11 protein-coding genes and 3 tRNA genes are annotated in these 14661 nt (G+C 74.7%); 6 read left to right on the forward strand and 8 right to left on the reverse strand.

The genetic code is table 11. The annotated features are described in order from the left end of the window. Positions 1-9: 9 nt before the first annotated feature. Positions 10-83: transfer RNA gene (locus tag ACFVU7_RS02970), tRNA-Ile, on the reverse strand. Positions 84-272: 189 nt separating this feature from the next. On the opposite strand from ACFVU7_RS02970, the gene ACFVU7_RS02975 reads away from it, so the two are divergent. Together ACFVU7_RS02975 and ACFVU7_RS02980 are read left to right on the forward strand one after the other, a co-directional pair. After that, complete coding sequence (locus ACFVU7_RS02975) at positions 273-1136, forward strand: trypsin-like serine peptidase (protein WP_375876424.1); 864 nt, start codon at positions 273-275, stop codon at positions 1134-1136. 117 nt (positions 1137-1253) lie between these two features. Further along, the gene (locus ACFVU7_RS02980; RefSeq protein ID WP_053111986.1) at positions 1254-2000 is read left to right on the forward strand and encodes a serine protease; all 747 of its coding nucleotides are present in this window, start codon (positions 1254-1256) and stop codon (positions 1998-2000) included. 156 nt (positions 2001-2156) lie between these two features. Here ACFVU7_RS02980 and ACFVU7_RS02985 read toward each other — a convergent pair. Both ACFVU7_RS02985 and ACFVU7_RS02990 read right to left on the reverse strand, forming a co-directional pair. Further along, positions 2157-2229, reverse strand: a tRNA-Asn gene (locus tag ACFVU7_RS02985). 61 nt (positions 2230-2290) lie between these two features. Next, positions 2291-2363: transfer RNA gene (locus ACFVU7_RS02990), tRNA-Asn, on the reverse strand. Positions 2364-2592: 229 nt separating this feature from the next. Between ACFVU7_RS02990 and ACFVU7_RS02995 the strand changes: the two genes are divergently transcribed. From ACFVU7_RS02995 to ACFVU7_RS03010, 4 genes are all read left to right on the forward strand, one after another. After that, positions 2593-2898, forward strand: a complete 306-nt coding sequence (locus tag ACFVU7_RS02995) for a hypothetical protein (protein ID WP_310593127.1) — start codon at positions 2593-2595, stop codon at positions 2896-2898. Between the two features lie 169 nt (positions 2899-3067). After that, positions 3068-4501: an FGGY family carbohydrate kinase gene (locus ACFVU7_RS03000; protein WP_380745223.1), complete on the forward strand. Its 1434-nt coding sequence runs from the start codon at positions 3068-3070 to the stop codon at positions 4499-4501. Between the two features lie 100 nt (positions 4502-4601). Further along, positions 4602-6005, forward strand: a complete 1404-nt coding sequence (locus ACFVU7_RS03005) for a glutamate decarboxylase (RefSeq protein ID WP_074000755.1) — start codon at positions 4602-4604, stop codon at positions 6003-6005. Positions 6006-6437: 432 nt separating this feature from the next. Continuing rightward, positions 6438-7469 carry a DUF2690 domain-containing protein gene (locus tag ACFVU7_RS03010; RefSeq protein ID WP_388043989.1) on the forward strand — a complete coding sequence of 344 codons (1032 nt, stop codon included), beginning with the start codon at positions 6438-6440 and terminating at the stop codon, positions 7467-7469. Between the two features lie 9 nt (positions 7470-7478). On the opposite strand, the gene ACFVU7_RS03015 is transcribed toward ACFVU7_RS03010, so the two are convergent. The 5 genes from ACFVU7_RS03015 to ACFVU7_RS03035 all read right to left on the reverse strand — a co-directional run bounded on the left by ACFVU7_RS03015 (position 7479) and on the right by ACFVU7_RS03035 (position 14494). Next, positions 7479-8621 (reverse strand): RNA polymerase sigma factor, encoded by a 1143-nt coding sequence (locus tag ACFVU7_RS03015; protein WP_388043991.1) that lies wholly within the window; start codon positions 8619-8621, stop codon positions 7479-7481. Positions 8622-8791: 170 nt separating this feature from the next. Beyond that, positions 8792-10699, reverse strand: coding sequence for a DNA primase (dnaG, locus tag ACFVU7_RS03020; protein WP_049650216.1), 1908 nt, complete (start codon positions 10697-10699; stop codon positions 8792-8794). A 101-nt stretch (positions 10700-10800) separates the two neighbouring features. Beyond that, entirely contained in the window at positions 10801-12111 is a 1311-nt protein-coding gene (locus ACFVU7_RS03025) for a deoxyguanosinetriphosphate triphosphohydrolase (protein WP_049650217.1), read from the reverse strand. Between the two features lie 172 nt (positions 12112-12283). Beyond that, positions 12284-13291 (reverse strand): SGNH/GDSL hydrolase family protein, encoded by a 1008-nt coding sequence (locus tag ACFVU7_RS03030; RefSeq protein WP_388043993.1) that lies wholly within the window; start codon positions 13289-13291, stop codon positions 12284-12286. Between the two features lie 258 nt (positions 13292-13549). Further along, positions 13550-14494: a PAC2 family protein gene (locus ACFVU7_RS03035; protein ID WP_049650218.1), complete on the reverse strand. Its 945-nt coding sequence runs from the start codon at positions 14492-14494 to the stop codon at positions 13550-13552. Positions 14495-14661 lie beyond the last annotated feature (167 nt).

The following is a 14661-nucleotide window of genomic DNA, read 5'->3' on the forward strand; positions in this document are numbered from 1 at the left end:
TCGAGAAGGTGGGGCGGGTGGGACTCGAACCCACGACCAAGGGATTATGAGTCCCCTGCTCTAACCGGCTGAGCTACCGCCCCGGTTCGCCGCGCGCGCCGGTCGTCGACACGGCAGCAGCAGACGGCCCCAGCGAGGCCGTCCCGGGCAGCATAGCCGGTCGATCACCCGTGATGCTCGCCGGGGGCGCACCTGGGTGCGCGACGGTGCGCCCCTCCCGGGCGGCGCAGCCCGGGTGGCGGCGGGGCACCCGTCCGGGGCAGCCTGGGCGGATGACGACACGTGGGACGGGGGCGGCGGCCGCGGCGCTCGCACTGGTGCTGGCCGCGGCGGGCTGCACCACCGCGGCGCGGCCGGGCGGAAGCTCCCCGACCGTCACCTCCGCACCACCCACCGCCGCCGCCACCTCCGCCGCCGTCAACAGCCACGGCTGGAACCGGCAGCGGTTCAAAGGCGCGTCCGGCCGGCACACCGGCGTCACCCGCACCGCCAAGCCCACCGTGCTCAACGGCCTGGTCGGCGCGGTATTCACCCGCAACGCCACCGGCGACCACTTCTGCACCGCCAGCGTGGTCGACAGCGCCGGGCTCAACCTCGTCGTCACCGCCGCCCACTGCGTCTGGGACCCGAAGCTCGGCCGGCGCGGCGACCTGGTCTTCGTCCCCGGCTACCGCGACGGCGACACCCCCAGCGGCGTCTGGCCGCTGCTGGCCGTCACCGTGGACGACGCCTGGAACGACCACGCCGACCCGGACATGGACGTCGCCTTCGCGGTCGTCCAGGCCCAGAACGGGCAGCAGGTCCAGCAGGTGCTCGGCGCCAACCGACTGGGCGTCAACCGCGGCTACCGGCTCCCGGTGAAGATCACCGGCTACCCGAGCAGCAGCGGCGTCCCGATCACCTGCTCCAACACCACCCTCCAGCAGAGCCCCACCCAGCTGCGGATCGACTGCCCCGACTACACCGGCGGCACCAGCGGCAGCCCCTGGGTCACCGACTTCGACCCGAGCACCAGGACCGGCACCGTGGTCGGCGTGATCGGCGGCTACCAGGAGGGCGGCAACAGCCCGGACACCTCGTACAGCAGCTACTTCGGCGACCGCGTCCAGGCCCTGTACGACCGCGCCACCGGCTGACCGGACGGCGGGCGGGACCCCGGCGGTGGCGCCGCCGGGCCCGGCCTGGTAGATCTTCCTCACGAACGGCGGAACGCACGGCCCCGGTGCCCGCCCCGAGGACGAGACGGAGCCCCGATGGCCTCCCGCCCGGCGCGGCCCGCGCACACGGCACGAACGGTCGCGCTGGCCGCCCTGCTGCTGGCCGCCGGCACCGCCTGCGGCGGGCAGGACGCGGCGCCCCGCGCCGAGGTCGCGCAGCGGAGCCCCGCCCGGGACCGGATCGGCACCCTCTCCATCCACACCGCGCAGGGACCGCGGGCCTGCACCGCGAGCGTGGTGCACAGCCCCCGGGGCAACCTGCTGGTCACCGCGGCGCACTGCGTGCAGACCCGCCGGATCGGCCTGCTGGACGGCCTGGTGTTCACCCCCGGCTACCGCAACGGGTCCACCCCGTACGGGACTTGGCCGGTGCAGGCGATCACCGTCGACCCGCGCTGGGCGGCCGGCGACGACCCCGAGTACGACGTGGCCTTCGTCACGGTGGGCCCGGTCGACGGCCGGCAGGTCGAGGAGGCGGTCGGCGGCAACCCGGTCGGCACCGGCCAGGGCTTCGGGCTGTCCGTCTCGGTCACCGGCTACCCGAACGAGAGCGACGAGCCGATCACCTGCGCCGTCCGCACCAGCTCGCAGAGCGCCACCCAGGAGCGCTTCGACTGCGGCGGCTACACCGACGGCACCAGCGGCAGCCCGTGGGTCACCTCGAACGGCGCGGTGGTCGGCGTGATCGGCGGCTACCAGGAGGGCGGGGAGACCCCCGGCACCTCGTACAGCGTCACCTTCGACCAGCGGGTCGCCGAGCTCTACCGGAAGGCGACCGCCTGACCCGGGAGCCGCCCCCGGTGCCGGCCCTGCGGCGACCCGGGCCCGGGGGCGGTGTCGCGCACGTCACGCCGCGGAGCCAGCCGGGGACAACACGAAGGCCCCCCGGTCGACCGAGGGGCCTTCGCTCTGAGCAGTCACCGGGCAGGCCCGGTGCAGCTCCCGCAATTGGACTCGAACCAATAACCTGCCGATTAACAGTCGGCTGCTCTGCCAATTGAGCTATGCGGGATCGCGGTACCCAACTTCCGTACCACGGACGGGAACAGGACCCCGGAGGGCCTTCTCCCGAGCTCCCCCAATTGGACTCGAACCAATAACCTGCCGATTAACAGTCGGCTGCTCTGCCAATTGAGCTATGGGGGATCGACTCCCGCCTCGGCCCCCGGTCTCCCGGGCTCCTCGGCGCTCGCTGCGGGACATACATTAGCGCACTCGGGGGGGTGGTCCGCCAATCGCTTTCCCGGATCGCCCCCGGATCGCCGCCCGGCGTGCCCCGCGCGCGCCCGGCGACGGGGCCGGGGATGCTGGGGCGCGGACGGTTCGCCGTCCCGACGTACGGGTAGGGCAATGCGGCAGAGGCCGCCAGGAGAGGGTGGATCCGACCATGTGGAAGCTGTCGTTGGCCGTGGGTTTCGCGGCCGGCTACGTCCTGGGCTCGCGAGCCGGGCGCCAGCGCTACGAACAGATCGCCAAGGTCACCCGGGAGATCGCCCGGAACCCCACGGTCCAGAACGCGACCGACCGGGCCCGGCAGCAGGCCGGTGCGGTGGCCGGGAAGGCGGCCGACGCGGTCGCCGGCCGGGTCGGCGACCGGCTGCCGAACGCCGTCACCGACCGGGTGCCGTACTTCAACCGCACCAGGGCGGAGGACGACGGCTGGGGGACCTTCCGGCCGTGAGCGCCGGGCCCGGCCCGACCGCCTCACCCGGGGCGGTCGGGCCGGGTACCCGCCGTCCGTGACGGGACGGTGACAGCTGGGCGAAGCGGACCCCGACCCGGGGTCGCGAACCCGCAACAGGCCGCCCGGCCCGGACGCGTCCGGGGCCGGGCTGAGGCATGATCTCGGCATGGCCATCGTCGCGGGGATAGACAGCTCGACCAACCGCACCAGGATCGTCGCGTGCGACGCCGACACCGGCGCCGTCCTGCGCTCCGGCAAGGCGCCGCACCCCGTCCCCGAGGACCAGGACCTGCGCCCGGGCGAGGCCGACCCCCAGGTCTGGCTGCACTCGCTCGGCGACGCCGCGACCGGCGGCCTGCTGGAGAGCGTCCGGGCGATCGGGGTCAGCGCCCAGCAGCACGGGATGATCGGCCTCGACGCGGGCGGGGTGCTGGTCCGCCCGGCGATCCTCTGGAACGACCCGCGCTCCAGCGGCGCCGCCGCCAAACTGCTGGACGCCCTCGGCGGCCCGGCCGCCTGGACGGCCGCGATCGGCTCCGTGCCGGCCCCCACGTACACCGTCGCCAAGCTGCGCTGGCTGGCCGAGTTCGAGCCGGCCAACGCCCGCCGGGTCGCCGAGGTGCTGCTGCCGCACGACTGGCTGGTCTGGCAGCTGCTCGGCCACCCCAAGCGCCGCACCACCGACCGCGGCGACGCCTCCGGCACCGGCTACTGGTCGCCGATCACCGGCGAGTACCGGCAGGACCTGGTGGAGCTGGCGCTCGGCCACGAGCTCAGACTGCCCGACGTCCTGCCCCCGGCCGAGCCCGCCGGGCACACCCCCGAGGGCCTGCTGATCTCGGCCGGCACCGGGGACAACATGGCCGCCGCGCTGGGCCTGGGCCTCGGCCCGGGCGACGCGGTGGTCTCGCTCGGCAGCGCCGGGACGATCTTCGCGGTGCACGAGGAGGCCGTGGTCGACGCGTCCGGCCTGGTCTCCTCCTTCGCCGACGCCAGCGGCCGGCACCTGCCGATGGTCGCCACCCTCAACGCCGCCCAGGTGCTCCGCTCCACGGCCGCCCTGCTCGGCCGGGACCTGGAGGGCCTGAGCGACCTCGCCCTGCACTCCTCCCCCGGCGCCTACGGCCTGGTGCTGCTGCCGTACCTGGACGGCGAGCGCACCCCCGCGCTGCCGCACGCGGCCGGCACCCTGACCGGCCTGCGGGCCGAGGCGATGACCCCTCAGCACCTGGCCCGGGCCGCCGTCGAGGGCATGCTCTGCAACATCGCCGACGCCCTCGACGTGCTGCGCGCCCGGGGCGTCCCGGTGAAGCGGGTGTTCCTGCTCGGCACGGCCGGGCGGCTGCCCGCCGTCCGGCACATCGCCCCGATGCTGTTCGGCGTCCCGGTCGTGGTGCCGCCGCCCGGCGCGCACGCCGCCCGCGGGGCCGCCCGGCAGGCCGCCTGGGCACTGGCCGGCACCCCGCAGCCCCCGGAGTGGGAGCTGCCGGACGCCGAGACCGTCGAGCCCGACGGGGAGCAGGACCTGGCGATCGGCTCGGCGGTGCGTCAGCAGTACCGGGCCGCCCGCGACCAGGTCCACCCGGAGGCGGCGGCCTGACCCCGGAGCGGGGGCGGCGGACCGCGCGGATGCGTCGCCCGGCACCCGGTGGCAGCGTGGGACGGGACACGGCCACCGACCCGAAGGACGGCAGGACGCCATGGCGCTGCACAAGGGGGCCGGCGGCGACCGCCGGCTGAGCATCGGCCCGTACCCGACCATCGCCGACCCGCTGGGCGCGATGAAGCTGGCCCCGCCGCTGCACCGGCTCGGCGAGGTCCCGGTCGCGGCCGAGACCGCGTACCAGCTGATCCACGACGAGCTGATGCTGGACGGCAACGCCAAGCTCAACCTGGCGACCTTCGTCACCACCTCGATGGAGGCCCAGGCCACCCGGCTGATGACCGAGTGCCTCGACAAGAACATGATCGACAAGGACGAGTACCCGCAGACCGCCGAACTGGAGCGGCGCTGCGTGGCGATCCTCGCCGACCTCTGGCACGCCCCCGACCCGGACGGCGCGGTCGGCTGCTCCACCACCGGCTCCAGCGAGGCCTGCATGCTGGCCGGCATGGCGCTCAAGCGCCGCTGGATGCACCGCAACGCCGACCGCTACGCCGCCGGGGCCCGGCCCAACCTGGTGATGGGCGTCAACGTGCAGGTGTGCTGGGAGAAGTTCTGCAACTTCTGGGAGATCGAGGCGCGCACCGCGCCGATGGAGGGCACCCGCTTCCACCTGGACGCCGAGCGGGCGGTCGCCCTGTGCGACGAGGACACCATCGGGGTGGTCGGCGTGCTCGGCTCCACCTTCGACGGCTCGTACGAGCCGGTCGCGGAGATCTGCGCGGCCCTGGACGCCTACCAGGAGCGCACCGGCACCGACGTCCCGGTGCACGTGGACGGCGCCTCCGGCGCCATGGTGGCGCCCTTCCTCGACCCGGAGCTGCTCTGGGACTTCCGGCTGCCCCGGGTGGCCTCGATCAACACCTCCGGCCACAAGTACGGCCTGGTGTACCCCGGCGTGGGCTGGGCGCTCTGGCGCGACCGGGCGGCGCTGCCGGAGGAGCTGGTCTTCCGGGTCAACTACCTGGGCGGCGAGATGCCGACCTTCGCCCTCAACTTCTCCCGGCCCGGCGCCGAGGTGGTGGCCCAGTACTACGTCTTCCTGCGGCTCGGCCGGGAGGGCTTCCGGGCCGTCCAGGGCGCCTGCCGCGAGGTCGCCACCTACCTGGCCGGGCGGATCGGGAAGCTGGACGGCTTCCGGCTGCTGACCCGGGGCGACCAGGTCCCGGTGTTCGCCCTCACCACCGAGGGGGACGTCCCGTTCGACGTGTTCGACGTCTCACGGCGGCTGCGCGAGCGCGGCTGGCAGGTCCCCGCGTACACCTTCCCGGCGAACCGGGAGGACCTGTCGGTGCTCCGGGTGGTCTGCCGCAACGGCTTCTCCCGGGACCTCGCCGACCTGCTGCTGGCCGACCTCGACCGGCTGCTGCCGGAGCTGCGGCGCCAGCCCGTCCCGCTCCGGGAGCTCGGGGTGCCGCCCCGGCCGGGCTTCCACCACTGACCCCGTCCGCACGGCCGGGCGTGCATCCGGCCGGTCGTACGACCGGGAGAACGTCACAGCGGGGAGGGCGCAGCGAAGCGCCCTCCCCGCCGGAGCATCCCGGCGGACCCGGGGCAGCCTCCCCCCGCGAGGCTGCCCCGGACCGGTGGGGGCCGGGAGCGGGTGCGGACCGACGACGGGTGATCGATCGGGGTCCGAACGGTTCCACCGACGGGTGGACCGCACCGGCCAGAGAACTCTGCACGATGACCACATGGATGTTCGAGCGTCTCCGGGGGTTGTGAGACACTTCCGTCCGTCTCAGCGCCATGACCTGGGGTTTGGGACGCCAGGCCGATCAGGTTGGAGAAGCGGAGACGCCGAACGGCCCGGACCGGGACCCTGCCGCTCCCCCGTTCCCCGCCCCCCGTTTCTCGAGTTTGGAGCGCCGCCGTGGGTTCCGCCTGGAAGCAGCTGCCCGACGAGCTGCCCGAGCCCGCCAGACGCCTGGCGGAGGAGCTCCGGGCCGTCAAGGACGCCGCCGGACTGTCGCTGTCCGAGCTGGCCGCCCGCACCCACTACAGCCGGGCCTCCTGGGAGCGCTGGCTCAACGGCAAACGGATCGTCACCGAGCAGGCGCTGGACGCGCTGGCCGGGGCGGTCGAGTGCGACGGGGCCGCGCTGCGGGCGCTGTGGCGGCGGGCGGTGGCCGGGCCGGAGGCCGTCGCTGACGGGCCCTCGGGCGCCGAGGCTGCCGCCGTGGAGGAGGCCGCCTCCGTCACGGAGGCGCCGGTGGCCGGGCAGGAGCCCGGGCCCGCCCCCGCCGTCTGGTGGCGGCGCCCGGCGGCACTGGTCTCCGGTGCGGCCGCGCTGGCGCTGCTGCTGGTGCTGGTGGGCCTGCGGATCAGCCGGCACGACGGGCAGGCCGCGGCGGCCGACCGGCCCGCCGCGACGACCGGTGCCTCCGCCGCTCCCAAGCCCGGGCCCACCGCCCCGGCCTGTCAGGCCGTCGGCTGCGCGCACAAGGACCCGAAGACCACCGGCTGCGGCAAGGACGCCCGGACCCTGCAGACCCAGGTGGTCGGCAAGGTGGTCGTCTACCTCCGGTACAGCCAGACCTGCCGGGCCGCCTGGGCGGCCATCACCGAGGGCCAGCCGAAGGACTACGCGACGATCACCGACGGCACCGGCGAGAGCGAGACGGCGCTCATCCACTGGGGCTACGACAACTACTCGGCGATGCTGGACGCGGCGGATCCGACCGTCACCTTCCAGGTCTGCGGCTACCAGCCGGCCGGCCACGACTGCACCGCGGTCGTCTCCGACCTGGCCATGGTGGTGGCCTCCACCCCGATCCCGATCGGGCCCGCCTCTCCCCCGCCGGGCACCGGCGCGGGCGCGTCCACGACCCCGGCCCCGGCCACACCGGCCGACCCCGCTCCGGCCGACCCGTCGGCGCCGACCGCGTCGCCGAGTCCGTCCTAGGGTCCGGGCTCAGTCGAGGTACCCGCGCAGCTGCTCGGCGCAGGCGTGGTCGCGGAGCTTGACCAGGGTCTTCGACTCGATCTGGCGGATCCGCTCCCGCGTCACGCCGAACACCGCGCCGATCTCCTCCAGCGTGCGCGGGCGACCGTCGTCCAGCCCGTAGCGGAGCTGGACGACCTGGCGCTCCCGATCTCCCAGGGTGGCCAGGACGGCCTCCAGGTGCTGGCGCAGCAGCAGGAAGGTCGCGGACTCGGCGGGCGAGGCGGCGTCGGCGTCCTCGATCAGGTCCCCGAGTGCAACGTCCTCCTCCTCGCCGACCGGGGTGTGCAGCGAGATCGGCTCCTGGGCCAGCCGGAGCAGCTCGCGCACCCGTTCCTCGGTCAGCTCCAGGGCGGCGGCGATCTCGGCCGCGGTCGGTTCCAGGCCGCGCTCCTGGAGCAGGCCGCGCTTCGCCCGGACCACCCGGTTGATCAGCTCGACCACGTGCACCGGCACCCGGATCGTCCGGGCCTGGTCGGCCAGGGCCCGGCTCATCGCCTGCCGGATCCACCAGGTCGCGTACGTGGAGAACTTGAAACCGCGGGTGTAGTCGAACTTCTCCACCGCCCGGATCAGGCCCAGGTTGCCCTCCTGGACCAGGTCCAGCAGGGTCAGCCCGCGCCCGACGTAGCGCTTGGCGACGGAGACGACCAGTCGCAGGTTCGCCTCGATCAGCCGGCGCTTGGCGATCCGGCCCCGCACCACCAGGGTGTCCAGCTCGCCGCCCAGCGGGTCGGGCGGCGGCGGGTCGCCGTTCAGCCGCTCCTCGGCGAAGACGCCGGCCTCCACCCGGCGGGCCAGCTCGACCTCCTCCTCGGCGGTGAGCAGACGGATCCGGCCGATCTCGCGCAGGTACTGGCGCAGCAGGTCGGCGGACGGCCCGGTGTCGTCGCCGGGCCCGCGGCGCTCGTCCGGGTCCTCGGCGCCGGACCCGGTTTCGGGGTCCGGGCTGTCCGGATGGCCCTCCGGCAGGCCCTGGGCGGGGATCCGGGCACCGTCCGGGGGCACCGCCCCGGCCCGGCCGTGGTGGGTGTCCTGTTCCCCGTCCGGTTCGGCGGGGTTCGCTCTCGTACTGGTGGTGGTCGCTGCGACGACGCCTTGCTCCACGGGCATCCCCTCGGGGCGGGCGCGACTCTGGCGGACCCGCGCAGTACGGAGGTGGGACGCCCTCCAGTGTGCGGTACGCCACGCTCCGTGGCCGAGACTCGTGCGCCGACTTTCTGCGCGCGGGTTCGGGCGCCGGGTCCGACACCGCGTCCGGGCGGCGGGTGCCGCGGGGCGCGCTACAGCGCCGCCGCGCCCTGGCTGCGCAGCTGCTGCCCGTACTGCTGGAGCTGCCACAGCTCGGTCTGCACCGCGTGCAGCTGCTCGGCCTCGGCCCGGGGGCCGAGCCGCTGGAGGTAGCCGCGGACCTCGGTGATCCGCCGGTCCACCGCCAGCAGGCGCAGCTTGACCAGGAACTCCCCCGCGTAGATCGCGTCCGCCTTGCGGCGCGAGCGGACCGGCTCGACGGTCAGCTCGGTGACCAGCGAGCGCACCTGGTCGTCCGGGGCCGCCTCGCGCACCGCGCTGGTGAAGTCGGGCAGGGTCGCCCCGTACGCGGCGCCGCCGGCCTTGGCGACGGCCTGCCGGACGGCGGTGTACGGCGGGGTCGGGAACTCGTCCTCGCCGTAGTGGTCGAAGGCCGGGCTGACCAGGTCCGGGTGCTGGAGCGCCAGCTTGAGCAGCTCCCGCTCGACGAACTGGGCCGGGTCGCGCGGGTTGAGCCGGTAGGCGGGCTGCGCGGCGCGCTGCGGCTGGGCCGGCTCGGGGCGGCGCTGGGCGGCCGCGCCGCGCGGGTTCTGCTGGCGCTCGCGGTCCCAGCGGGCCAGCTGGGAGATCCGGCGGACGACGAACTGCTCGTCCAGGATGCCGAGCATGCCGGCCAGGCGGACGGCGTACTCGTGCTGGATCGAGCGGTCCTTGATCTTGGCGACGATCGGGGCCGCCTCCTCCAGCGCCGCCGAGCGCCCCTCCGGGGTGTCCACCCGGTGCCGGGCGACCGCCGAGGTCAGCGCGAACTCGAACAGCGGGACCGGGTTGTCGATCAGGTGCTTGACCGCCTCGTCGCCCTGGGCCAGGCGCAGGTCGCACGGGTCCATGCCGCCCGGGCTGACCGCGATGGAGGTCTTGGCGGCGAACTTCTGGTCGTCCTCGAAGGCGCGCAGGGCGGCCTTCTGCCCGGCCGCGTCGCCGTCGAAGGTGAAGACGGTCTCGCCCCGGTACTGCGAGGTGTCCATCAGCAGCCGTCGGATGATCTTGATGTGGTCCTCGGCGAAGGCGGTGCCGCAGGTGGCCACCGCCGAGGTGACCCCGGCCAGGTGGCAGGCCATCACGTCGGTGTAGCCCTCGACCACCACCGCGCGGCCCGACTTGGCGATCTCCTTCTTCGCCAGGTCGATCCCGTACAGCACGTGGGACTTCTTGTAGATCGGCGTCTCGGGGGTGTTGAGGTACTTCGGGCCGTTGTCGTCCTCGCGCAGGCGGCGGGCGCCGAAGCCGACCACCTCGCCCGCGATGTCCCGGATCGGCCAGACCAGCCGGCCCCGGAAGCGGTCGATCAGGCCGCCGCGCTGGCCCTGCGAGGCGAGGCCGCCCAGCAGGATCTCCTTGTCGGTGAAGCCCTTGCCGCGCAGGTAGCGGACCAGGTGCTCCCAGCCCGCGGGGGCGTAGCCGACGCCGAAGGTCTTGGCGGCCTCCTCGTCGAAGCCGCGCTCGGCCAGGAAGCGGCGGCCGATCTCCGCCTCCGGCGAGGCCAGCTGCTCCTGGTACCAGGCGGCGGCCACCTTGTGCGCCTCGACCAGCCGGGTGCGCTCGCCCTGCTGGTGGCGGGGGCTGTAGCCGCCCTCCTCGTAGCGCAGGGTGATGCCGGCCTGGGCGGCCATCCGCTCGACGGCCTCGGCGAAGGTGAAGTGCTCGATCTTCATCAGGAAGGCGATGGTGTCGCCGTTCTCCTGGCAGCCGAAGCAGTGGAAGACGCCCTTGGCGGGGTTCACGTAGAAGGAGGCGGACTTCTCGTCGTGGAAGGGGCAGACGCCCTTGTACTCGCCACCGCCACCGTTGGTCAGCTGTACGTAGTCGCCGACCACCGCGTCGATCGGCAGTGCGCTGCGCACCGCCTGTACGTCTTCGTCCCTGATCCGCCCGGCCACCCCGGAAGTCTACTGGGGCGGCGGGGCATTCCGGCCGCGCCGAGGGCTCGGCCCCGGTCGGGGCACGGCCGCACCGGAGCCGTCGCGGCCGCGCCCGGCGGCTACGCCCAGGCGGCGCCGACGAGTTTGGCGTGCAGGGCCAGGGCGGAGGCGTCCGTGAGGGTGGCGATCTGGTCGACGACCGTGCGCAGGGCGGCGCGGTCGTCCTCGGCCTCGTGGTACATGGCGGCGAACACCGGGTCCAGCCCGTCGGGGGCGCGCTGGGTGAGGACGTACGCCAGCTCGGCGATCACGATCCGCTGCCGGGCCCGCAGCTGGGCCTGCTCGTCGCGCTGCATCACGAAGCGGACGGCGACCGCCTTGAGCACCGCGCACTCCAGCCGGACGTCCCTCGGCACCACCAGCTCGGCGGCGTAGCGGGTGAGCCGGCCGGGGCCGTAGCGGGCGCGGGTGGCCTGCTCGGCGGCCAGGCAGAAGCGGCCGATCAGCTGGCTGGTGAGGTCCTTGAGCCCGGCCCGGGCCCGGGCGGTGCCGTCGTAGGAGCGGGGCCACCACTCCTGGGCGAGCAGCCGGTCCAGGGCGGCGGCCAGCTCCTCCGGCTCGGCGTCCGGGGCGTAGCGCTCGGCGACCTTGAAGAGTTCGGCCCGCTCGCCGGGGGCGCGCAGCACGGCCGGGTCGATGTGGCCGGCCTGGAGGCCGTCCTCGACGTCGTGGGTGGAGTAGGCCACGTCGTCGGACCAGTCCATCACGGTGGCCTCGAAGCACTTGCGCCCGGCCGGGGAGCCGGCCCGCAGCCAGCGGAAGACCGGCAGGTCGTCGGCGTAGACGCCGTACTTGGAGGAGGCCGGGTCGGTGGGGTGGGCGCCCTTGGTCCACGGGTACTTGCCGGCGGCGTCGAGCGCGGCCCGGCTCAGGTTGAGGCCGACGCTGCGGCCCGGCCAGGGGGCGAGCCGGACGGCCGGCTGCTCCCCCTCGGGCGCGAAGCGCTTGGGTTCGAGCCGGGTCAGGATGCGCAGCGACTGGGCGTTGCCCTCGAAGCCGCCGCAGGCCTCGGCGGCCTGGTCGAGGGCCTCCTCGCCGGTGTGGCCGAACGGCGGGTGGCCGATGTCGTGGGCCAGGCAGGCGGTCTCCACGAGGTCCGGGTCGCAGCCCAGGGCGGCGCCCAACTCCCGCCCGACCTGGGCGCATTCGAGGGAGTGGGTGAGGCGGGTGCGCGGGAAGTCGCTGCGCATCGGGGCGACCACCTGGGTGGTTCCGGCCAGCCGGCGCAGCGCCGCCGAGTGCAGCACCCGGGCGCGGTCCCGCTGGAAGGCCGTACGGCCCGGGCGCTTGTCGGGTTCGGGGACCCAGCGGGCCTCGGCGGCGTGGTCGTACGTGATCGGGGCGGCGAGGCGGTGCGTGGTGTCGTCCATATGTCCTTCACGGTACGCCGCGCCCCCGACACGCGGGGTGTGCCGCGCACGAAGGGGTGCGGGCCGGGGCGTGAACGGTGCGCGGCGCGCGGGTGCCCGCCCCGGTGGGTCGGCCCCACCCGGCCCGCGCACCCCTCACGCCACTCCGTCCCGCGCCCCGGCGCGGGCGTCCTCAGCCCTTGATCGCCTTCAGGACCACCCCGGACATCGCCTCCTGCCCCTTGGCGTTGGGGTGGATCGGCGCCGACCCCTGGGCCGGGAGCGGCGGCTCCACCCAGCGCTTGTCCTCCCCCGCGCACATGTCGTGCCCGGCCGAGGGCCCGGCGAGGTCGACGAACACCGCGCCGGCCGCGTCCGCGCGCTTCTTGAGCATGCCGTTGAGCTGCTGCTGCTTCTCCACCAGGAAGGCGAGGTCGGAGGCGGCCACCGCGTTGCCCAGCACCGGCAGGCAGCTCGCCGGGTCGGCCGGGAGCAGCCCCGGGTAGCCGATCACGTACACCTTGGCCTTCGGGGAGCGCTTCTTGACGTCCTGGAGCACCTGGCCGATCCGGTCGCCGGCCGCGTCCACCTTGCGCTGGACCTCGTCGGTGCCGCTGCCGGCGGCGTAGTGGTCGCGGCAGGGCGAGTCGCTGATCCGGTCCGCGCTGTCGCTGATCACGCCCTTGACGATGTCCACCAGGTTGGCCTTGGCGCACTCCGTCACGACCTCGATGAAGCCGGCGTCGTTGCCGCCGATCCCCAGGGTGACCAGCCGGGTGTCCGCGGTGAGCGCGTCCAGCTGGGCCGGGTTGGTGCCGTCGGCGACCTTCTGCGGGCCGGTCAGGTCCCCGGTGCGGGCACCGCTGCAGCTGACGTCCTTGAACTGGTCGGCGGCGAGCGAGAGGCCCTTCGCCACCAGGGACGGGTAGTTGGCCCCGGAGCGGTAGCAGGCGCCCGGCTCGCCGACCTGCGGGGCGATCTTCATCCCCGCGGTGTACGAGTCGCCGAGCGCGACGTACGGGCCGGTGGGCGGCGGGGCGGCGGTCGGCGACGCGGCCGCGCCGGCCCGCGCGCGGTCGGACGCCGTGCCCGCGGCGCCGCCGACCCCGCTGTCCGAAGCGGTGTTGTCGGTGCAGCCGGCCAGCAGCGCTGCGGCCAGTCCGACGGTCAGGGCGATGGTCGGGCGAACGGTCCTCGGCATGGTCTCCCCCCGGGGATACGGGTCACGGTCGGCTCCTTGCGGCGGCCCGTCCCCCGGGCACATCAGGGGCCAACGAACGATCGCGGCCGATGACTCCCGCCCCGGCCGAATCGCCTTACGGCGGGCCCGAACCGGCCGGAAACCGACCCCGGGGCCGTCCGGGCACCGGCTTCCGACCGCTTCCGCGCGCCCTCTCCGGCCGGCGCACCACGAAACCGCGTGCGCGTCGGCCGCTCCGCGTCGACCACTCCGCGTCGACTACTCCGCGCCGCGCTCGTGCTCGGCCAGGAACTGCTCGAAGCGCCGCCCCAGTTCGTCCGCCGAGGGCAGGTCCACCGGCTCGGCCAGCAGGCTCTCCCGGCCCTCCGCGCCCGCCACGGCGTCGTACTGGCCCTCCATGCCGCGGATCGCCGAGCGCAACTCGCCGTCCCCCTGGGCCAGCTGCTCCTCGATGTCGGCGTAGACCTCGGAGACCTGCTCGCGCAGCCGGGTGCCGGGCAGCACCAGCCCGGTGGCGGACTGCACCGCCTCCAGGACCTGCACGGCCGCCGCCGGGTAGGCGGAGCGGGCCACGTAGTGCGGGACGTGCACGGCGAAGCCCAGGACGTCGCACCCGGCCTCGGCCAGGCGGTACTCCACCAGCGCCTGGGCGCTGCCCGGCACCTGCGCCTGCTCGAACCACTGCGGGTAGCCCGGGGCGAGGTCCAGCCGGTTGCCGTGCGGCGTCATGCCGACCGGGCGGGTGTGCGGCACGCCCATCGGGATGCCGTGGAAGTCGATCGAGAGCCGGACCTCGAAGCGCTCCACCAGCTCGCGGACGGCGCGCGCGAAGCGCTCCCACTCGACGTCCGGCTCGGGGCCGCTGAGCAGCAGGAACGGCGCGCCGGCGGCGTCGTGGACGAGCTGGAGCAGGATCTCCGGGGGGTCGTAGGACGTCCAGTGGTCGTGGTCGAAGACCATCGCCGGGCGGCGGGCCCGGTAGTCCACCAGACGGTCGTGGTCGAAGCGGGCCACGACCTGCGGCGAGCCCGTCTCCAGCAGGTGAGCCACCACCTGGCCGCCGGCCTCCCCGGCGTCCATGAAGCCCTCGTAGTGCTGCAGCAGCACGAGGCCGGCACCGGTGTCGCGCAACTGCTCGTTGGCCGCGGCGACGGCGGCCACGCCCTGCTGATCCAGCTCGTACAACGCCTGGAAGTCACGCACCGCGCACCCAACCCCGTTCCCTGCTCGTTCCGGTCGACCGGCTTCTCGTCCTCTGCAGCGTGCCGGGCGCCGCCGGAATTCCCGCCCCGGCCCCGCCCCGCCCCCGCCCCGCGGACGGACACGTCCACGGGGCCGCGCCGGGGCCGTTCCGGAGCCGCTCCACGGCC

The sequence above is a fragment of the Kitasatospora sp. NPDC058046 genome, assembly GCF_042885595.1.
In the GTDB taxonomy this organism is placed as follows: domain Bacteria; phylum Actinomycetota; class Actinomycetes; order Streptomycetales; family Streptomycetaceae; genus Kitasatospora.

What these genes read in the sequence shown, in the direction of transcription:
- ACFVU7_RS02980 (WP_053111986.1), top strand. Translation starts at nt 1,254, where the DNA reads ATGGCCTCCCGCCCGGCGCGGCCCGCGCACACGGCACGAACGGTCGCG.
- ACFVU7_RS03030 (WP_388043993.1), bottom strand. Translation starts at nt 13,291, where the DNA reads ATGCCGAGGACCGTTCGCCCGACCATCGCCCTGACCGTCGGACTGGCC.
- ACFVU7_RS03015 (WP_388043991.1), bottom strand. Translation starts at nt 8,621, where the DNA reads ATGCCCGTGGAGCAAGGCGTCGTCGCAGCGACCACCACCAGTACGAGA.
- ACFVU7_RS03025 (WP_049650217.1), bottom strand. Translation starts at nt 12,111, where the DNA reads ATGGACGACACCACGCACCGCCTCGCCGCCCCGATCACGTACGACCAC.
- ACFVU7_RS03000 (WP_380745223.1), top strand. Translation starts at nt 3,068, where the DNA reads ATGGCCATCGTCGCGGGGATAGACAGCTCGACCAACCGCACCAGGATC.
- ACFVU7_RS02975 (WP_375876424.1), top strand. Translation starts at nt 273, where the DNA reads ATGACGACACGTGGGACGGGGGCGGCGGCCGCGGCGCTCGCACTGGTG.
- ACFVU7_RS03005 (WP_074000755.1), top strand. Translation starts at nt 4,602, where the DNA reads ATGGCGCTGCACAAGGGGGCCGGCGGCGACCGCCGGCTGAGCATCGGC.